Source organism: Microbacterium paulum (assembly GCF_015707995.1).
Taxonomy (GTDB): Bacteria; Actinomycetota; Actinomycetes; order Actinomycetales; family Microbacteriaceae; genus Microbacterium; species Microbacterium paulum.
This window is the reverse complement of sequence record NZ_JAAGRY010000077.1, coordinates 1-13,088: the sequence shown is the minus strand read 5'-3', so window position 1 is coordinate 13,088 and position 13,088 is coordinate 1. Positions and strand designations below refer to the sequence as shown.

Sequence of the window (13,088 nt, the reverse complement as noted above, 5' to 3'; positions counted from 1 at the left end):
CGGCGACGATCGCGATCGCGAGCAGGGCGACGACAGCGCCCAGGGCCACTCCGCGGCGCCGCGTCGAGCGTCGACCGCGACCCGCGGCGCGCGCCGCGCGGCGGGTCGTCGGCTGCTCGGGCTGCTGCACCTGCCCATTCTGCCCCGCCTTCGCTGATCATCTGCCCCGGTTGCCATGGTTTCGAATCTATGTTCTACTACCGACATGCGCTGGAGTGGACAGATGATCGGAGAGCGGGACGCCTCGGCGCTCCCCGGTCTCGAGACGGTCGAGGGCCTCGTGCGCAGCGTCACCACGCCCGAGTTCGCCGGCATGACCTTTCACGAGGTCGTCGCCCGGTCGGCGCTGAACCACGTTCCGGGCGCTTCGGCCATGCCGTTCGACTGGACGGTTAACCCCTATCGGGGCTGCAGTCATGCCTGCAGCTATTGCTTCGCCCGCAACACCCACACGTACCTCGACCTCGACGCGGGGCGGGATTTCGACGAGCAGATCGTCGTGAAGGTGAACGTCGCCGAGGTGCTGCGGCGCGAACTCACCGCGCCCACGTGGCGGCGCGAATCGGTCGCGCTCGGCACGAACACCGACCCCTACCAGCGGGCCGAGGGGCGCTACCGGCTCATGCCCGAGATCATCGACGCGCTCGCTTCGAGCGGCACGCCGTTCTCGATCCTGACCAAAGGCACGCTGCTGCGGCGCGACCTGCCGCTGCTGACGGATGCCCGGGCATCCGTTCCGGTGTCGATCGCGATGTCGCTCGCCATGCCCGACGAGCGCCTGCGGCAGACCCTCGAAGCGGGCGCGCCGACCTTCGAGGCGCGGCTGCAGACGGTGCGCGCTGCGGCCGACGCGGGGTTCGCGGTGACCGTCTTTCTCATGCCGATTGTGCCGCACCTCACCGATGCGGTGCCGGTGCTCGACGACGCGCTGGCACGCATCGCGGCTGCTGGGGCGCGCCGCGTCGTGTTCGGGGCGCTGCACCTGCGACCAGGCGCCCGGGAATGGTTCTGGGAGTGGCTCGAGCGCGAGCATCCCGAGCTCGTTCCCGCCTATCGGGGGCTCTACCCCGGCGCCTCGGTCTACGCCCCTGCCGGGTATCGCACCTGGCTCGCCGAGCGAGTGCGGCCGCTGCTCCGCCGGCATCGGCTCACGGGCGGCGCTGAAGAAGAGGTCGAGACCCGCGCGCCGCGCCCGGGACCGGTGCGCGGCGCAGGCAAGGCGGCTGCGGCCCGCGCCGCCGCCGGTGCCCGACTGTTCTGACCGGCTGCTCCGGGGGTTCTGATCGGCTGCGCCGGGCTCACACACCCCGGCATCCAGCACCGCGCGAAGACAGGCGAAAACGCGAGAACAGGACGCTTCCCGCGGGAAGCGTCCTGTTCTCGGCTGATCTCCTGGCCTCGGCGAGGTCAGCTGTCGACGTGCGACAACTGACGGCCCGAGAGCTCCTCGATGACGTCGTCGCCGGGGCGCGCGTCGTCGAACGGTGCGTCGATCTCGGCGCGGTCGAGCATCTCGGTCATCTTGCGCCGACGCTGCCGGGTGACGAGCGTCACCACCGTGCCGGTGCGGCCCGCGCGACCCGTGCGGCCCGAGCGGTGAAGGTACGTCTTGTACTCGTCGGGCGCGTCGGCCTGAACGACGAGGTCGATGTCGTCGACGTGGATGCCACGCGCCGCGACATCCGTCGCGACGAGCACGTTCACCCGACCCGACGTCAGCTTCTCGAGGTTGCGCGTGCGCTTGGCCTGGTTCAGGTCTCCGTGCAGCGCGACCGCGCGGATGCCCGCGTCGTCGAACTGCTCGGCGAGCATCTCGGCGTAGGCGCGGGTGCGCGCGAAGACGAGCGTCTTGCCGTCGCGGTCGACGAGCGAGGTGAGGATCTCGGCCTTGTCACGGTGGTCGATGACGAGCACGCGGTGGTCGATCGTCCCCGAGTCCTGGTCTTCGCCGGCCACCTCGTAGACCGCCGGCTCGACGAGGAACTCATCGACGAGCGCCGCGACCTCGCGGTCGAGCGTCGCCGAGAAGAGCAGCTTCTGGGCATCCGGCTCGACGAGGCGCAGGATCCGCTGCATCGGCTCGAGAAAGCCCAGCTCGCTCATGTGGTCGGCCTCGTCGAGCACGACGATGCGGATCTCGGAGAGGTCGAGCTTGCCCTGGCTCTGCAGGTCTTCGATGCGGCCCGGGGTGCCGATGATGATGTCGACGCCCTTCTTGAGCGCGCCGACCTGACGCGCCTGGGGCACGCCGCCGTAGATCTGCGTCGTGAAGAGGCCGACGCTCCGAGCGATCGGCTGGATCGTGCGATCGATCTGCAGGGCCAGCTCGCGCGTCGGAGCGAGGATCAGCGCCTTCGGGCTGCGCCCGAACTCGCGGCGCTTGCCGGCCTGGCTGCGCAACACCGACTCGACCAGGGGAGCTCCGAACGCGATCGTCTTGCCCGAACCGGTGCGGCCGCGCGCGAGGACGTCTTTGCCTTCGAGGATCGGCGTGATCGTCGCGGCCTGGATCGGAAACGGCAGCGCCGCGCCCAGCCCATCGAGCGCGCGCACGATGTTGTCGCCGAGCCCGAGGCTCCCGAAGGTCACATCGGCGACCTCGTCGGCCTGGATCGCCTCGGCCACGAGCTTCTCGTGCACGGTGTCGGCGTGCTGCTCGTAGGCCGCACGCTTCGCGGCATCCTTCTCGTCCTGCTTCCAGTCCGCACGGTTGCCGCCGTAGGCGGGCCGGTCGTCACGGCGCGGGCGGTCGTCGTGCGAACGGGCGGGGCGGTCGTCGCGACGGGGACGGTCGTCGTACGAACGGGCGGGGCGGTCGTCGCGACGCGGGCGGTCGTCATAGGAACGGGCAGGGCGATCGTCGCGGCGGGGACGGTCATCGTACGAACGCGCCGGACGGTCGTCGAACGAACGCGCCGGACGGTCTTCGCGGCGGGGGCGGTCATCGTACGAACGCGCAGGGCGGTCGTTCGAGCGTGCCGGCCGATCACCGTACGAACGGTCATCGCGGCGAGGGCGGTCGTCGAAAGACCGCGCCGGGCGGTCATCGCGGCGGGGACGGTCGTCGAACGAGCGGGCGGCCCGGTCGTTCGAGCGCGCCGGGCGGTCACCGTACGAGCGGGCAGGGCGGTCGTCGCCACGGCGTGGCCGATCCTCACGGAACGACGGACGGGCATCGCCGAAGGTGCGGCGGTCGTCGCGCGGCTGGCGCTCGCCCCGCGGGCGGTCGTCGTACGAGCGGTTCGGGCGGTCGTCATATGAACGAGCAGGACGATCGTTCGACCGCGCCGGGCGATCCCCGTAGGAACGGTCGTCGCGACGCGGACGATCGTCGTACGCGCGGGCCGGGCGGTCGTCGCGGCGGGCGCGATCTCCCTGCGCCTGCGAACGGATGCCACGGGCTTCATCGCGACCGGCGCGTTCCTGCGCGTTCCAGCGCTGCTTCTTCGGCGCGGCGTCTTCGGCCTCGGGGCGGAAGCCGCGGTGGCTCGGGCTCTTGCTGCCGGGCTTTCCGGCCGACGACTGACCAGGGCGGCGCTTGGCATCCTGATACGACGTCTTCTTCGCGCCGTAGCGCGGCTCGAAACTCTGCGCGCGGCTGCCGCCAGCGGGCTTCTTGTTCTTGGGCATGGTGTCCTTCTGGGTTTTCTCGTGTGAGAACAGCACTCCGCAGGCGCACAGCGGCGCGGTCGCGACGATCGCAACGGGGAGTTACCCGGACTTTGTCGGCCGGGGGCCATTCACGTGATGGTTCATAAGCGTCGAGCGACGCTCACCATCGGCCCGCTGAACTCACAAGGGACTCGTACACCCACCCGCGCTCGCGCGGTGTCCAGAGCCGACCCACCCAGTCTACCCGCCGCCCCTGTGAGCCTGCCCGGTGCCCGAGGCCCCGCTGTCGAGGTTCCTCAAATGCGCAGCGAGTGCGGTCGATGGTAGGCATCCTGAAACATCGGCGCAACAATTACCGTGCACAATGGTCACATGCTGGAGACCGAAGCGCGCCCCATCACGGTGGCGATCGAGCGGCGCATCGACCCGTCGCGATCGGTCGAGGCGACCAGTTGGATGCAGGCGGGCACCGACCTCGCGGCGCATTTCGACGGGTTTCTCGGCTCGGGGTGGGTGCGCACCGGCGAGCGGAGCGACCTCTGGTACCTGCTCTATCGGTTCCGCGATCTCGACACGCTCGAGGCGTGGGAACGCTCCGATCAGCGTGGCTGGTGGCTCGATTCGGGGCGGGTGTTCGCGCAGGAGGTGCGCATCGAGCGGCGCACCGGCATCGAGGGATGGTTCGACGCGCCGTTCGCCGCGACGGTGGAATCGCTCTCCGCAGCAGAGGTCGACGGCGCACGCACCGCGACTGCGGCCGCCGTCGAGTCGATCCTCGCGGCTCCCCCGCCCTGGAAGCAGGCGGTCGCGATCTGGCTCGGCTTCTTTCCGGTGAACCTCGTCGGCACCGCGCTGCTGCTCATGGTGCCGACCTTCGCCGACTGGCCGCTAGCGCTGCGCGTCTGCGTGAGCACCCTGATCTTCACGCCGATCATGGTCTTCTGGGTGCTGCCGTGGGTCACCAAGACCCTGCGTCCCTGGCTGTTGCGCACCCCGCACACGCGCCGCCGCTGACCGGCGCGCCCGCGCCGCGGGCTTCGCCGAGGCATCCACCCCTGCGTCGCGGCTCGTGGGCCCGTGGGTTTGGTGGCCCACATCGCCGCAACGCGGGCGCTAAAGCGACCATTTGCGCCACCAAAACGCCCGCGGGGCGGGGCCCTCGCAGAGTTGATGGCGCAGATTGCCGCAACGCGGGTGGTGAAGCGACGACTTGCGCCACCAAAACGCGCGCGGGGCGGGCCTGCCCAAGACTGTTGGCGCACATCGTCGCTACCCGCGCTGCGAACCGACCACCTGCGCCACCAAACAGCGCGCCGACCCGGGCCCAGGTTTGATGGCGCAGATTGCCGCTACGTGCGTGCTGAAGCGACCATCTGCGCCACCAAAACGCGCGCGGGGCGGGGGCCCGCAAGCTTGATGGCGCCAGGGCGGGGGGCTCAGTCCTCGTGCGACTCGCGCAACGCGCGGCGCGGGTGCAGGGCGGATGCCTCGGCCTCGGCCGATGCGTCACCCACAGATTCCCCAGAAACAGAACCAGCTCCAGCCCCACCCGCGAGCCGCCGGTTCAGCCGGCGCTCGTGCGCGCCCTCGACGAGGTTGTAGAGCGTCGGCAGCACGAGCAGGGTCAGCACGGTCGACGACACCAGTCCGCCGATCACGACGATCGCGAGCGGCTGCGAGATGAACCCGCCGTGCCCGGTGATGCCGAGCGCCATCGGGGTCAGGGCGAAGATCGTCGCGAGCGCGGTCATGAGGATCGGCCGCAGGCGTCGCGACGAGCCGGCGATGGTCGCGTCGTGCGCCGAGAGCCCCTTGGTGCGGTACTGGTTCACGAGGTCGACGAGCACGATCGCGTTCGTCACGACGATGCCGATCAGCATGAGCACGCCGATGAGGGATGCCACGCCCAGCGGCACGCCCGTCGCGATCTGCAGCAGGATCGCACCGGTCGCCGCGAACGGCACCGAGACGAGCAGCAGCAGCGGCTGACGGAGCGACTTGAACGCGGCGACCATGACGATGTAGACGATGAGGATCGCGGCGAGCATCGCGAGACCGAGCTGACCGAAGGCATCCTGCTGCTGCGTGAGCACGCCGCCGATCTTCGCGTCAGCGCCGGTGGGCAGGTCGACGTCCTGGATCGCGGTCCGCACCGTCGCCGACGCAGCGTTCAGGTCGTCGGTCGACGGGGTCACGGTCACGGTCGCGGTGCGCTGCCCGCGCTGCGTCGTGATCGAGGTGGGGCCCTCGCTCTGCTGCACGGTGGCGACCTCGTCGAGGCGGATGAGGCCCGCGCCCGACGCGATCGGCAGCGCCTTCAGCTCGTCGATCGTCTTCGGCACCGACGCGGCCTGCAGGTAGACCGTCAGCGTGGTGCCGTCGATCTCGACCGTGCCGACCTGGCGCGGCTGCATCGTGTTCGACACGAGCGCGCCGACGGCGACCTCCGACAACCCGAGCGAGGCTGCCTTGGTGCGGTCGACCGACACGGCCACGTACGGCAGAGAGGCCGACAGGTTCGAGGTGACCTGGCCGACGCCGTCGCGTCCGGTGAGGCCCGCGACCACGGCATCCGTGGCGGTCTGCAGCGCGTCGGCGGAGGGGGCGGTCACATCGACCTCGATGTCGCTCGAGGCGAATCCGCCCTGTCCCGAGGCGACCGTCACGGTGCCGACGTCGTCGAGATCGGCGAGCGCGTCCTGCACGTTCTCGCGCACGGCGACCTGGTCGGCGCTCGCGTCGGTGGTGATCGAGTAGGTGATGCCGGCGCCGCCGCCCGAGAAGGCGTCGCGGATCGCCGAGCCGCTCGACCCGATCGAGGTCTGCACGGTCTCGACGCCGTCGATGCCGGTGAGAACCGCCTCGACCTTCTGCGCCGCGGCGTCCTCGGCGTCGAGCGAGGCGGCGGGGGCGAGTTCCTGCGTCACGGTGAACGTGTTCTGGCCGCTGTCGCCGAGGAAGTTCGTCTTCATGAGCGGCGCGAGGGCGAGCGTACCGCCGAGCACCAGGACGGCGATCAGCAGGGTCGCCCACGAGTGCTTCAGGGTCCACCCGAGCACGGGCAGGTAGCCGCGCTGCAAGCGCGAGGGCGGCGCGGCAGGGTCTTCGGGGTCGATCTCGTTGCCGGCGGCATCGACGACGGGCTTGCCCGGCTTCAAGAACCAGTACGCGAGCACCGGCACGATCGTGAGCGCCACGAACAGCGACGCGGTCATCGCGATCGCGACGGTCAGCGCGAACGGGCGGAACAGCTCTCCGGTCATGTCGCCCACGAACGCGATCGGCAGGAAGACGGCGACCGTCGTGATGGTGGATGCCGTGATGGCGCCCGCCACCTCGCGGACGGCGAGGCGGATGGATGCCCCCTTGTCGGCGTCGCCCACGTAGTGCCGCTTGATGTTCTCGATGACGACGATGGAGTCGTCGACGACGCGCCCGATCGCGATCGTCAGCGCCCCGAGGGTCAGGATGTTGAGCGAGTACCCGAAGGCCTGAATGCCGACGAAGGTGATGAGCACGCTCGTCGGAATCGAGATGGCGGCGACGAGCGTCGAGCGCACCGACAGCAAGAAGACGAAGATCACGAGCACCGCGAACACGAGGCCGAGCAGACCCTCTTGCGCGAGCGCCTCGATCGACTGCTCGATGTAGGGCGCCTGGTCGAACACGACGGTGAACTGCGCGTCGGCGCCGATCGAGTCCTGCAGCTGCGGCAGCAGCGCGGTCACCGCGCGGCTGACGTCGACGGTGTTGGCGGCGGGCAGCTTCGTGATCGAGATCGTGAGCGCAGGCTCGCCGTTCACGCGGGAGATCGAGGTGGCCGGGTCCTGCGCGAGCGCGACGGCGGAGACATCCCCGATCGTGCGGGCGCCGCCGGCGATCTGCGCCGCCGAGGTGGGCACGAGCGGCAGGGCCGCGATCTCGTCGACGCTCGTGATCTTGGCGCCGGTCTGCACGGTGAGGGTCTGGTCGCCCTCGGTGACCGATCCGCCCGGGAAGAGCACGCCGTTCTGGTCGAGCGCGTCGGTGATCGCGGTCTGTGTGAAGCCGGCGGCGGCGAGCTTCGCCTGGTCGGGTGTGATCGTCACGCGCTGCCCCCGCCCGCCGACGATCGATGCGGCGCTGACACCCTTCACGTCTTCGAGGTCGGGGATCGCGCTCGCCTCGAGCTGGGCCTGGATCGTCTTCTCGTCGCTGTAGCCGGTGACGGCGAGCGCGATGACCGGCAGATCGTCGATCGAGAACGAGACGACGTTCGGCTCGACGCCGTCGGGAAGGGTAGACGTGATGCGGTTGATCGCCTGCTGGATCTTCTGCTCGGCGGTCGCGAGGTCGGTGCCGTAGGTGAACGATGCCTGGATGATCGACGCGTTGGTGGTGCTCGTCGCCGTGGTCGATTCGAGCCCGGGGATGCCCTGGATCGCGGTCTCGACGGGCGTCGACACGTCGTTGTTCACGACCTCGGGCGAGGCGCCCGGGTAGGTGGAGAGGATCGACAGCTGCGGGAACTCGATCGACGGGATGAGCTCCTGCTTGAGGTTCGTGAGGGCCAGCCCGCCGAAGATCGCCGCGACGATCGTGACGAGGGCGATGAGCGCCCGGTTCTTCAGACTCAAGACGGCGAGATGCGACACGAAAGGACCTTTGCGGGTTGCGGGCGCGAGATTGGATACAGAGATGTATCGGATGCCATTGTCGCACGCCCCCGGGCGTCGCAGACGCCCTCGATCGCCGCGGGCGCGGCGCTCAGCGCGGGAAGAGCCCGCCGATCGTGAGCCCCAGAGCAGCGGCGGCGAGACAGACCACGAACGTGCCGACGAGGTTGATCCACGCCCAGTCGCGGCGGCGGCGCTGCGCGAGCAGCGCGGTCTCGACGGCGACGCTGCTGAAGGTCGTGAAGCCGCCCAGCACGCCGGTGCCCACGATGGCGAGCCACGCCGGCGACAGGTGCGGGATGCCGGCGAGAAGGCCGAGCAGGAACGACCCGATGATGTTCACGATGAGGACGCCGACGGGGAACGCGCCCGACCGGCCGCGCATGATCCAGCCGTCGAGCAGGTAGCGCGCGCCCGCACCGAGACCGCCGCCGATGATCAGCGCACCCCACTCCCACGCGTTCACTCGGCATCCTCCGGCGCTTCGACCTCTGACGCGGCGACCTCGGCGGGGCGACCCGCCATGCCCCGACCGACGCCGAGGCCGATGACCGCGGCGACCACGCCGCCCAGCAGCGACACCGCGATCACCACGAGCCCGATGAGGGGCGAGGCGCTCGAGACCGTCACCGACTGCACGGCGAACGCGCTGTAGGTGGTGAAGCCGCCCATGACGCCGGTGCCGAGAAAGGCGCGCAGCCGCGGGGCGTGGTCGGCGAGCCGCCCCACGATGATCCCCAGCAGGAACGCGCCCACGAGATTGATGGCGAGGGTCGCGGCCGGCACGAAGAGGGGGTGGGAGAGCCCACCCAGCGGCACGACGACCGCCGCCCGCAGTGCGACGCCGACCGCGCCGCCGGCGATGACGATCAGCAGCACCGAGGGTGAGAACCACGTGCGGCGCGCCATGTCTGCAGAATATGACCCGATCAGCCCAGCAACAGGGTGCGGATCGCCGATTCGGGCGAGACCGTGACATCGAGCACCTGTCCGCGGCGATAGCGGGTGAACACCCGCGGGTCGATGTACGAGCTCTTCGCGACGGTCGGGGTGTTGCCGAGCGCCTCGGCGGCGGCCTTCACCGCGAGCACCTCGGCGCGCTTGCGCTCGGTCTTCGACGACACCGGCCCGATGCGCGCGAGCGCGTCGGCGGCGAGGATCGTGCCGCGGAGCGTGCGGAAATCCTTCGCGGTGAACGCTCCCCCGGTCATCGTGCGCACGTACGCGTTGACGTCTTTCGGGCGCAGCGGCACGCGCCGGCGCCCCCGCTCGTAGGCGAGCAGGGGCGAGGCGGGGCGACCGGCCGCGAGCAGCGTGACGGCCGCGGCGAGATCGTCGTCGTCGACTTCGAGGTGCTGCATCTTTCCGCTCTTGCCGCGAAAGCGCAGGGTGATGAGGGATGCCGAGGTCGCGGCATCCCGTCGGCGGAGGGTCGTCAGACCCCGGCTGCCGTGCGTGACGAGGTAGCGCTCGCTGCCGACGCGCGGCGCGGCGAGGTCGAGCAGGCGGAAGGCGGTGGCGAGCACCCGCTCCCGGTCGAGGTCGGCACGGCGCAGCGACGTGGTGACGCGTCCGCGGGCACGCGGCAGCGATCCGGCCAGCTGCAGGGCGCGAGCGTACTTGCCCTTATCGCGGCCCGTCGACCAGTCGGGGTGGTAGAGGTACTGCAGGCGGCCCGCACCGTCGATGCCGGTCGCCTGGATGTGCCCGTTCGGCGCCGCGCTGATCCAGACATCCGTCCACGCCGGCGGGATGACGAGCGCGACCGCGCGCTCTCTCTCGGCGTCGGGCAGAGCCCCGCCATCGGCATCCGTGTACCGGAATCCCGCGCCGACACGGGTGCGGCGATAGCCGAGATCGACGCCGGGCTGGACCCTTCTCAGGCGCGGCACGTCTCAGCTGTTCCGGAGCATGTGGATGAGCTCCGCCTTGCGCTTTCCCGAGTACCCGGTGAGGCCGAGCTCCTTCGCGCGCGTGCGCAGTTCGCCAACCGTCCACTCGTCGTACGACCCGGACTTGCCCCCGCGGTGGCCGACGGCCTTCGCGCCGTCGCGGGCGACGGCGTTCGAGACGCGGGCAGCCTTCTGCTTGGAGGCGCCATCCTTGCGGAGCTCTTCGTACAGCTCCGGATCTTTCAGTGAGGAGGGGGTGCGGTTATCGGGCATACCTCGGCCCTATCGCACCTGTGATCTCCGCCGCAAGGGGGGGCGCCGAATCCCGGATCGCGGGTATGTTCGGGGGGCCACGGTGGTCCACTGTGACCGTGGCGTCATGGAGTCCCCATGACCTCCCCCGAAGGAAAAGGAGCCTCCACATGAACATCGCTCTTCTGATCATCATCGTCGTGGCTATCGTGCTCGCCATCGTCGGCGGCATGAACGCGGCCCTCAACTGGCTGCTCTGGGTCGCGCTGATCGTCGGCGTGATCGCGCTGATCGCGTTCCTGCTGCGGGTCGTGCGCGGCGGCAAGGCGTAACGCCGCCACCTGACACCACACGGCGCCCCCGCGGAGTGATCCGCGGGGGCGCCGTCGTGCGGGCAGGGCACCTCAGAGGTGCGCGTCGGCGTAGGCCGCGAGTGCGGCACGCACGAACTCGGCACCCGCCTGGCCGCCGTAGTTCGCCGCGAAGCGCGGGTCGGCGACGTAGAGCTCGCCGAGACCGCGCACATACCCGGCGACATCGCCGCCGGGCGTCGCGGCAGGCGTGCCGGGAATGCCCCGCAGCCACGCCACGTGCCGGGCCGCGAGGGCCTGTGCCTCCTCTCCCTCGGGGGCGATGGCGCGGGCGGCTGCATCGGTCCACGCTGCGCCGAGCGCGGCGGTCTGCGTCTTCCAGTCCGCCTTCTCGAGCCCGTCGAGACTCTGCCACCAGCGGTCCGAGTCGGCGTAGGCCTGCTCGCCCCACCTCTCGATGACCTCGTCTTTGTGGGCGGTGTGGTCGAACCCGTCGAACATCTGCTCAGCCATGGGTTCCTCTCCTTTCTCGTGTGCGTGAAGGGTCGCTTCGACCGAGGCGATCTGCCGGTCGAGCCGCTGCTGCTCTTCGCGCAGCCACGCGAGGTGCTGCACGAGCGCGTCGTCGACGGATGCCGGTCGCTCGAGCACATCGGCGATCTGCGGCAGCCCGAGCCCGAGTTCGCGCAGCAGCAGAATGCGCTGCAGGCGCACGAGCGCGGCGCTGTCGTAGTAGCGGTAGCCACCGGTGCCGATGCGGGCGGGTTCGAGCAGCCCGATCGCGTCGTAATGGCGCAGCGTACGGCTCGTGGTGCCTGCCAGGCGGGCCACCTCCTGAATCGACCATTCGTTCATGGATGCCACGGTAATAGTTGACGCAACGTCAAAGTCAAGCAGCCCGCGGTTGACAAACTCGAGATATATCGTGTTACTCTTCCACTAACGCGATATATCTCGATTCGCGCAACCCTGGAGAAGGATCATGACCCTCGAGAAGTGGCTCATCAAGCCGGGCGAGACCCGGGTGATCGACCTCGAAGACATCCGCAAACTGAAGGTCGGCCTCGTCGGCGGGCAGATCGACGTGGTCGCCCACGACGAACCGGGCGTGCGCATCGAAGTGCACTCCGTGACCGGCAAAGACCTGCGCATCGAGGCATCCGGCGACGTCGTCGAGATCGACCACGCGCAGCTGCGCTGGGACAACTTCCTCGAGGTGTTCCGCAACTTCGGCGCCGCCGGACCCAAGGCCGAAGTGAGCGTCGCCGTGCCGCGCGGCATCGCCCTGAATCTCGGCGTCGTCTCGGCGAGCGCTCTCGTGGCGGGCCTCGCGTCGGGAGCACGACTGAACACCGTGTCGGGCGACATCATCGTCGACGGTCTCACCGGCGACCTCTCGGTCAACGCCGTGTCGGGCGACGTGCAGGTGCGGAGCCTCGACGGCACGCTCGGCGCCAACTCGGTGTCGGGCGAAGTCGCCGCGACCGGTAGCATCCGCAAAGCCACGATCGACACGGTCTCGGGCGACCTGCTCGTCGACTCGACCGGGCGCGTCGACGCAGTGAGCCTCAACACTGTGTCGGGCGAGAGCACCGTGCGCCTCGACGAGGGGCACGCCGCGAACTACGTCCTGCGCTCGGTGAGCGGTCGCGTGATCGTCGACGGCGTCAAGCGCTCGAGCTCGGGCCCGACGAACTGGGTCGACTCCGAGGGCGAGCTGAGCGGCAGCTTCGTCGACGTGCGCGCCAACTCGGTCTCGGGCGCCATCACGGTGCTGCGCCGCGTGGCATCCGTCCCGCACACCGCTCCCGCCGAGGTCGACTCCCCGCGCGCCGACGAAGAGGTGTGATCATGCCTCCCGTCTTCTCGCACGGCGACCTGCGCCTCTATCTGCTGAACCTGCTCGACGAATCGCCGCGGCACGGCTACGACCTCATGCAGGCGCTCTCGGACCGCACCGGCGGCACCTACACCCCGAGTGCCGGCACGATCTACCCGCGCCTGGCGAAGCTCGAAGAAGAGGGACTCGTCACGAAGACCGTCGACGGCCGCAAGACCGTCTACGCGATCACCGACGCCGGCCGCGCCGAAGTCGCGGCACGCGCGGGCGACCTCGAAGGCATCGAGGCGGGGCTCGCCGACAGCGTGCGCCTCATCGCCGACGAGGTGCGCGGCAGCGTGCGCGAGGCGATGAAGAGCCTGCGCGCCGACCTCGCCGCGGCGGCGCAGACCGACCAGGGCGCGGCCAAGGCGCGCACCTCCGCCGAAGACGCGGCGCGCGCCGATGAGCGCGCCGACGCGCGGGCGCAGGCGCGGCGTGCGGAGGCGATCGTGGGCGAGTTCCGCGCCGCGGTGCGGGCCGACCT

12 protein-coding genes are annotated in these 13,088 nt (G+C 70.2%); 5 read left to right on the top strand and 7 right to left on the bottom strand.

Annotated elements, in window-relative coordinates:
• Positions 1 to 205: 205 nt before the first annotated feature.
• On the top strand, positions 206 to 1,261 hold the full coding sequence (locus tag G3N18_RS14230) for an Rv2578c family radical SAM protein (protein WP_196384928.1): 1,056 nt from the start codon (positions 206 to 208) through the stop codon (positions 1,259 to 1,261).
• Between the two features lie 146 nt (positions 1,262 to 1,407).
• Here the strand turns inward: G3N18_RS14230 and G3N18_RS14225 are convergent, their stop codons facing one another.
• On the bottom strand, positions 1,408 to 3,630 hold the full coding sequence (locus G3N18_RS14225) for a DEAD/DEAH box helicase (RefSeq protein ID WP_196384927.1): 2,223 nt from the start codon (positions 3,628 to 3,630) through the stop codon (positions 1,408 to 1,410).
• 354 nt (positions 3,631 to 3,984) lie between these two features.
• On the opposite strand from G3N18_RS14225, the gene G3N18_RS14220 reads away from it, so the two are divergent.
• Positions 3,985 to 4,626 (top strand): putative antibiotic biosynthesis monooxygenase, encoded by a 642-nt coding sequence (locus G3N18_RS14220; protein ID WP_196384926.1) that lies wholly within the window; start codon positions 3,985 to 3,987, stop codon positions 4,624 to 4,626.
• Positions 4,627 to 5,048: 422 nt separating this feature from the next.
• Here G3N18_RS14220 and G3N18_RS14215 read toward each other — a convergent pair whose 3' ends face one another.
• The 5 genes from G3N18_RS14215 to G3N18_RS14195 form a co-directional block, all read right to left on the bottom strand.
• Entirely contained in the window at positions 5,049 to 8,246 is a 3,198-nt protein-coding gene (locus G3N18_RS14215) for an efflux RND transporter permease subunit (protein WP_196384925.1), read from the bottom strand.
• 112 nt (positions 8,247 to 8,358) lie between these two features.
• Positions 8,359 to 8,733: a fluoride efflux transporter CrcB gene (gene crcB / locus G3N18_RS14210; RefSeq protein ID WP_196384924.1), complete on the bottom strand. Its 375-nt coding sequence runs from the start codon at positions 8,731 to 8,733 to the stop codon at positions 8,359 to 8,361.
• Positions 8,730 to 9,176, bottom strand: a complete 447-nt coding sequence (locus G3N18_RS14205) for a fluoride efflux transporter FluC (protein WP_230404205.1) — start codon at positions 9,174 to 9,176, stop codon at positions 8,730 to 8,732. The genes crcB and G3N18_RS14205 overlap by 4 nt, the downstream gene beginning before the upstream one ends.
• Before the next feature lie 20 nt (positions 9,177 to 9,196).
• Positions 9,197 to 10,159, bottom strand: a complete 963-nt coding sequence (locus tag G3N18_RS14200) for a DNA topoisomerase IB (RefSeq protein WP_196384923.1) — start codon at positions 10,157 to 10,159, stop codon at positions 9,197 to 9,199.
• Positions 10,160 to 10,162: 3 nt separating this feature from the next.
• Positions 10,163 to 10,432 carry a DUF7218 family protein gene (locus G3N18_RS14195; protein ID WP_196384922.1) on the bottom strand — a complete coding sequence of 90 codons (270 nt, stop codon included), beginning with the start codon at positions 10,430 to 10,432 and terminating at the stop codon, positions 10,163 to 10,165.
• A gap of 149 nt (positions 10,433 to 10,581) precedes the next feature.
• Here G3N18_RS14195 and G3N18_RS14190 point away from each other — a divergent pair, with 149 nt between their 5' ends.
• Positions 10,582 to 10,743: a hypothetical protein gene (locus G3N18_RS14190; RefSeq protein ID WP_196384921.1), complete on the top strand. Its 162-nt coding sequence runs from the start codon at positions 10,582 to 10,584 to the stop codon at positions 10,741 to 10,743.
• A 72-nt stretch (positions 10,744 to 10,815) separates the two neighbouring features.
• Here the strand turns inward: G3N18_RS14190 and G3N18_RS14185 are convergent, their stop codons facing one another.
• Positions 10,816 to 11,577 (bottom strand): MerR family transcriptional regulator, encoded by a 762-nt coding sequence (locus G3N18_RS14185; RefSeq protein WP_196384929.1) that lies wholly within the window; start codon positions 11,575 to 11,577, stop codon positions 10,816 to 10,818.
• 127 nt (positions 11,578 to 11,704) lie between these two features.
• Between G3N18_RS14185 and G3N18_RS14180 the strand changes: the two genes are divergently transcribed.
• Together G3N18_RS14180 and G3N18_RS14175 are read left to right on the top strand one after the other, a co-directional pair.
• The gene (locus tag G3N18_RS14180) at positions 11,705 to 12,571 is read left to right on the top strand and encodes a DUF4097 family beta strand repeat-containing protein (protein ID WP_196384920.1); all 867 of its coding nucleotides are present in this window, start codon (positions 11,705 to 11,707) and stop codon (positions 12,569 to 12,571) included.
• A 2-nt stretch (positions 12,572 to 12,573) separates the two neighbouring features.
• The coding region (locus G3N18_RS14175; RefSeq protein ID WP_196384919.1) for a PadR family transcriptional regulator at positions 12,574 to 13,088 on the top strand (515 nt) is incomplete at its 3' end.

Excerpts from the sequence above, each read along its gene's own strand:
- G3N18_RS14230 (WP_196384928.1), top strand. The coding sequence starts at position 206 with ATGCGCTGGAGTGGACAGATGATCGGAGAGCGGGACGCCTCGGCGCTC.
- G3N18_RS14225 (WP_196384927.1), bottom strand. The coding sequence starts at position 3,630 with ATGCCCAAGAACAAGAAGCCCGCTGGCGGCAGCCGCGCGCAGAGTTTC.
- G3N18_RS14220 (WP_196384926.1), top strand. The coding sequence starts at position 3,985 with ATGCTGGAGACCGAAGCGCGCCCCATCACGGTGGCGATCGAGCGGCGC.
- G3N18_RS14205 (WP_230404205.1), bottom strand. The coding sequence starts at position 9,176 with ATGGCGCGCCGCACGTGGTTCTCACCCTCGGTGCTGCTGATCGTCATC.
- G3N18_RS14195 (WP_196384922.1), bottom strand. The coding sequence starts at position 10,432 with ATGCCCGATAACCGCACCCCCTCCTCACTGAAAGATCCGGAGCTGTAC.
- G3N18_RS14190 (WP_196384921.1), top strand. The coding sequence starts at position 10,582 with ATGAACATCGCTCTTCTGATCATCATCGTCGTGGCTATCGTGCTCGCC.
- G3N18_RS14185 (WP_196384929.1), bottom strand. The coding sequence starts at position 11,577 with ATGAACGAATGGTCGATTCAGGAGGTGGCCCGCCTGGCAGGCACCACG.
- G3N18_RS14180 (WP_196384920.1), top strand. The coding sequence starts at position 11,705 with ATGACCCTCGAGAAGTGGCTCATCAAGCCGGGCGAGACCCGGGTGATC.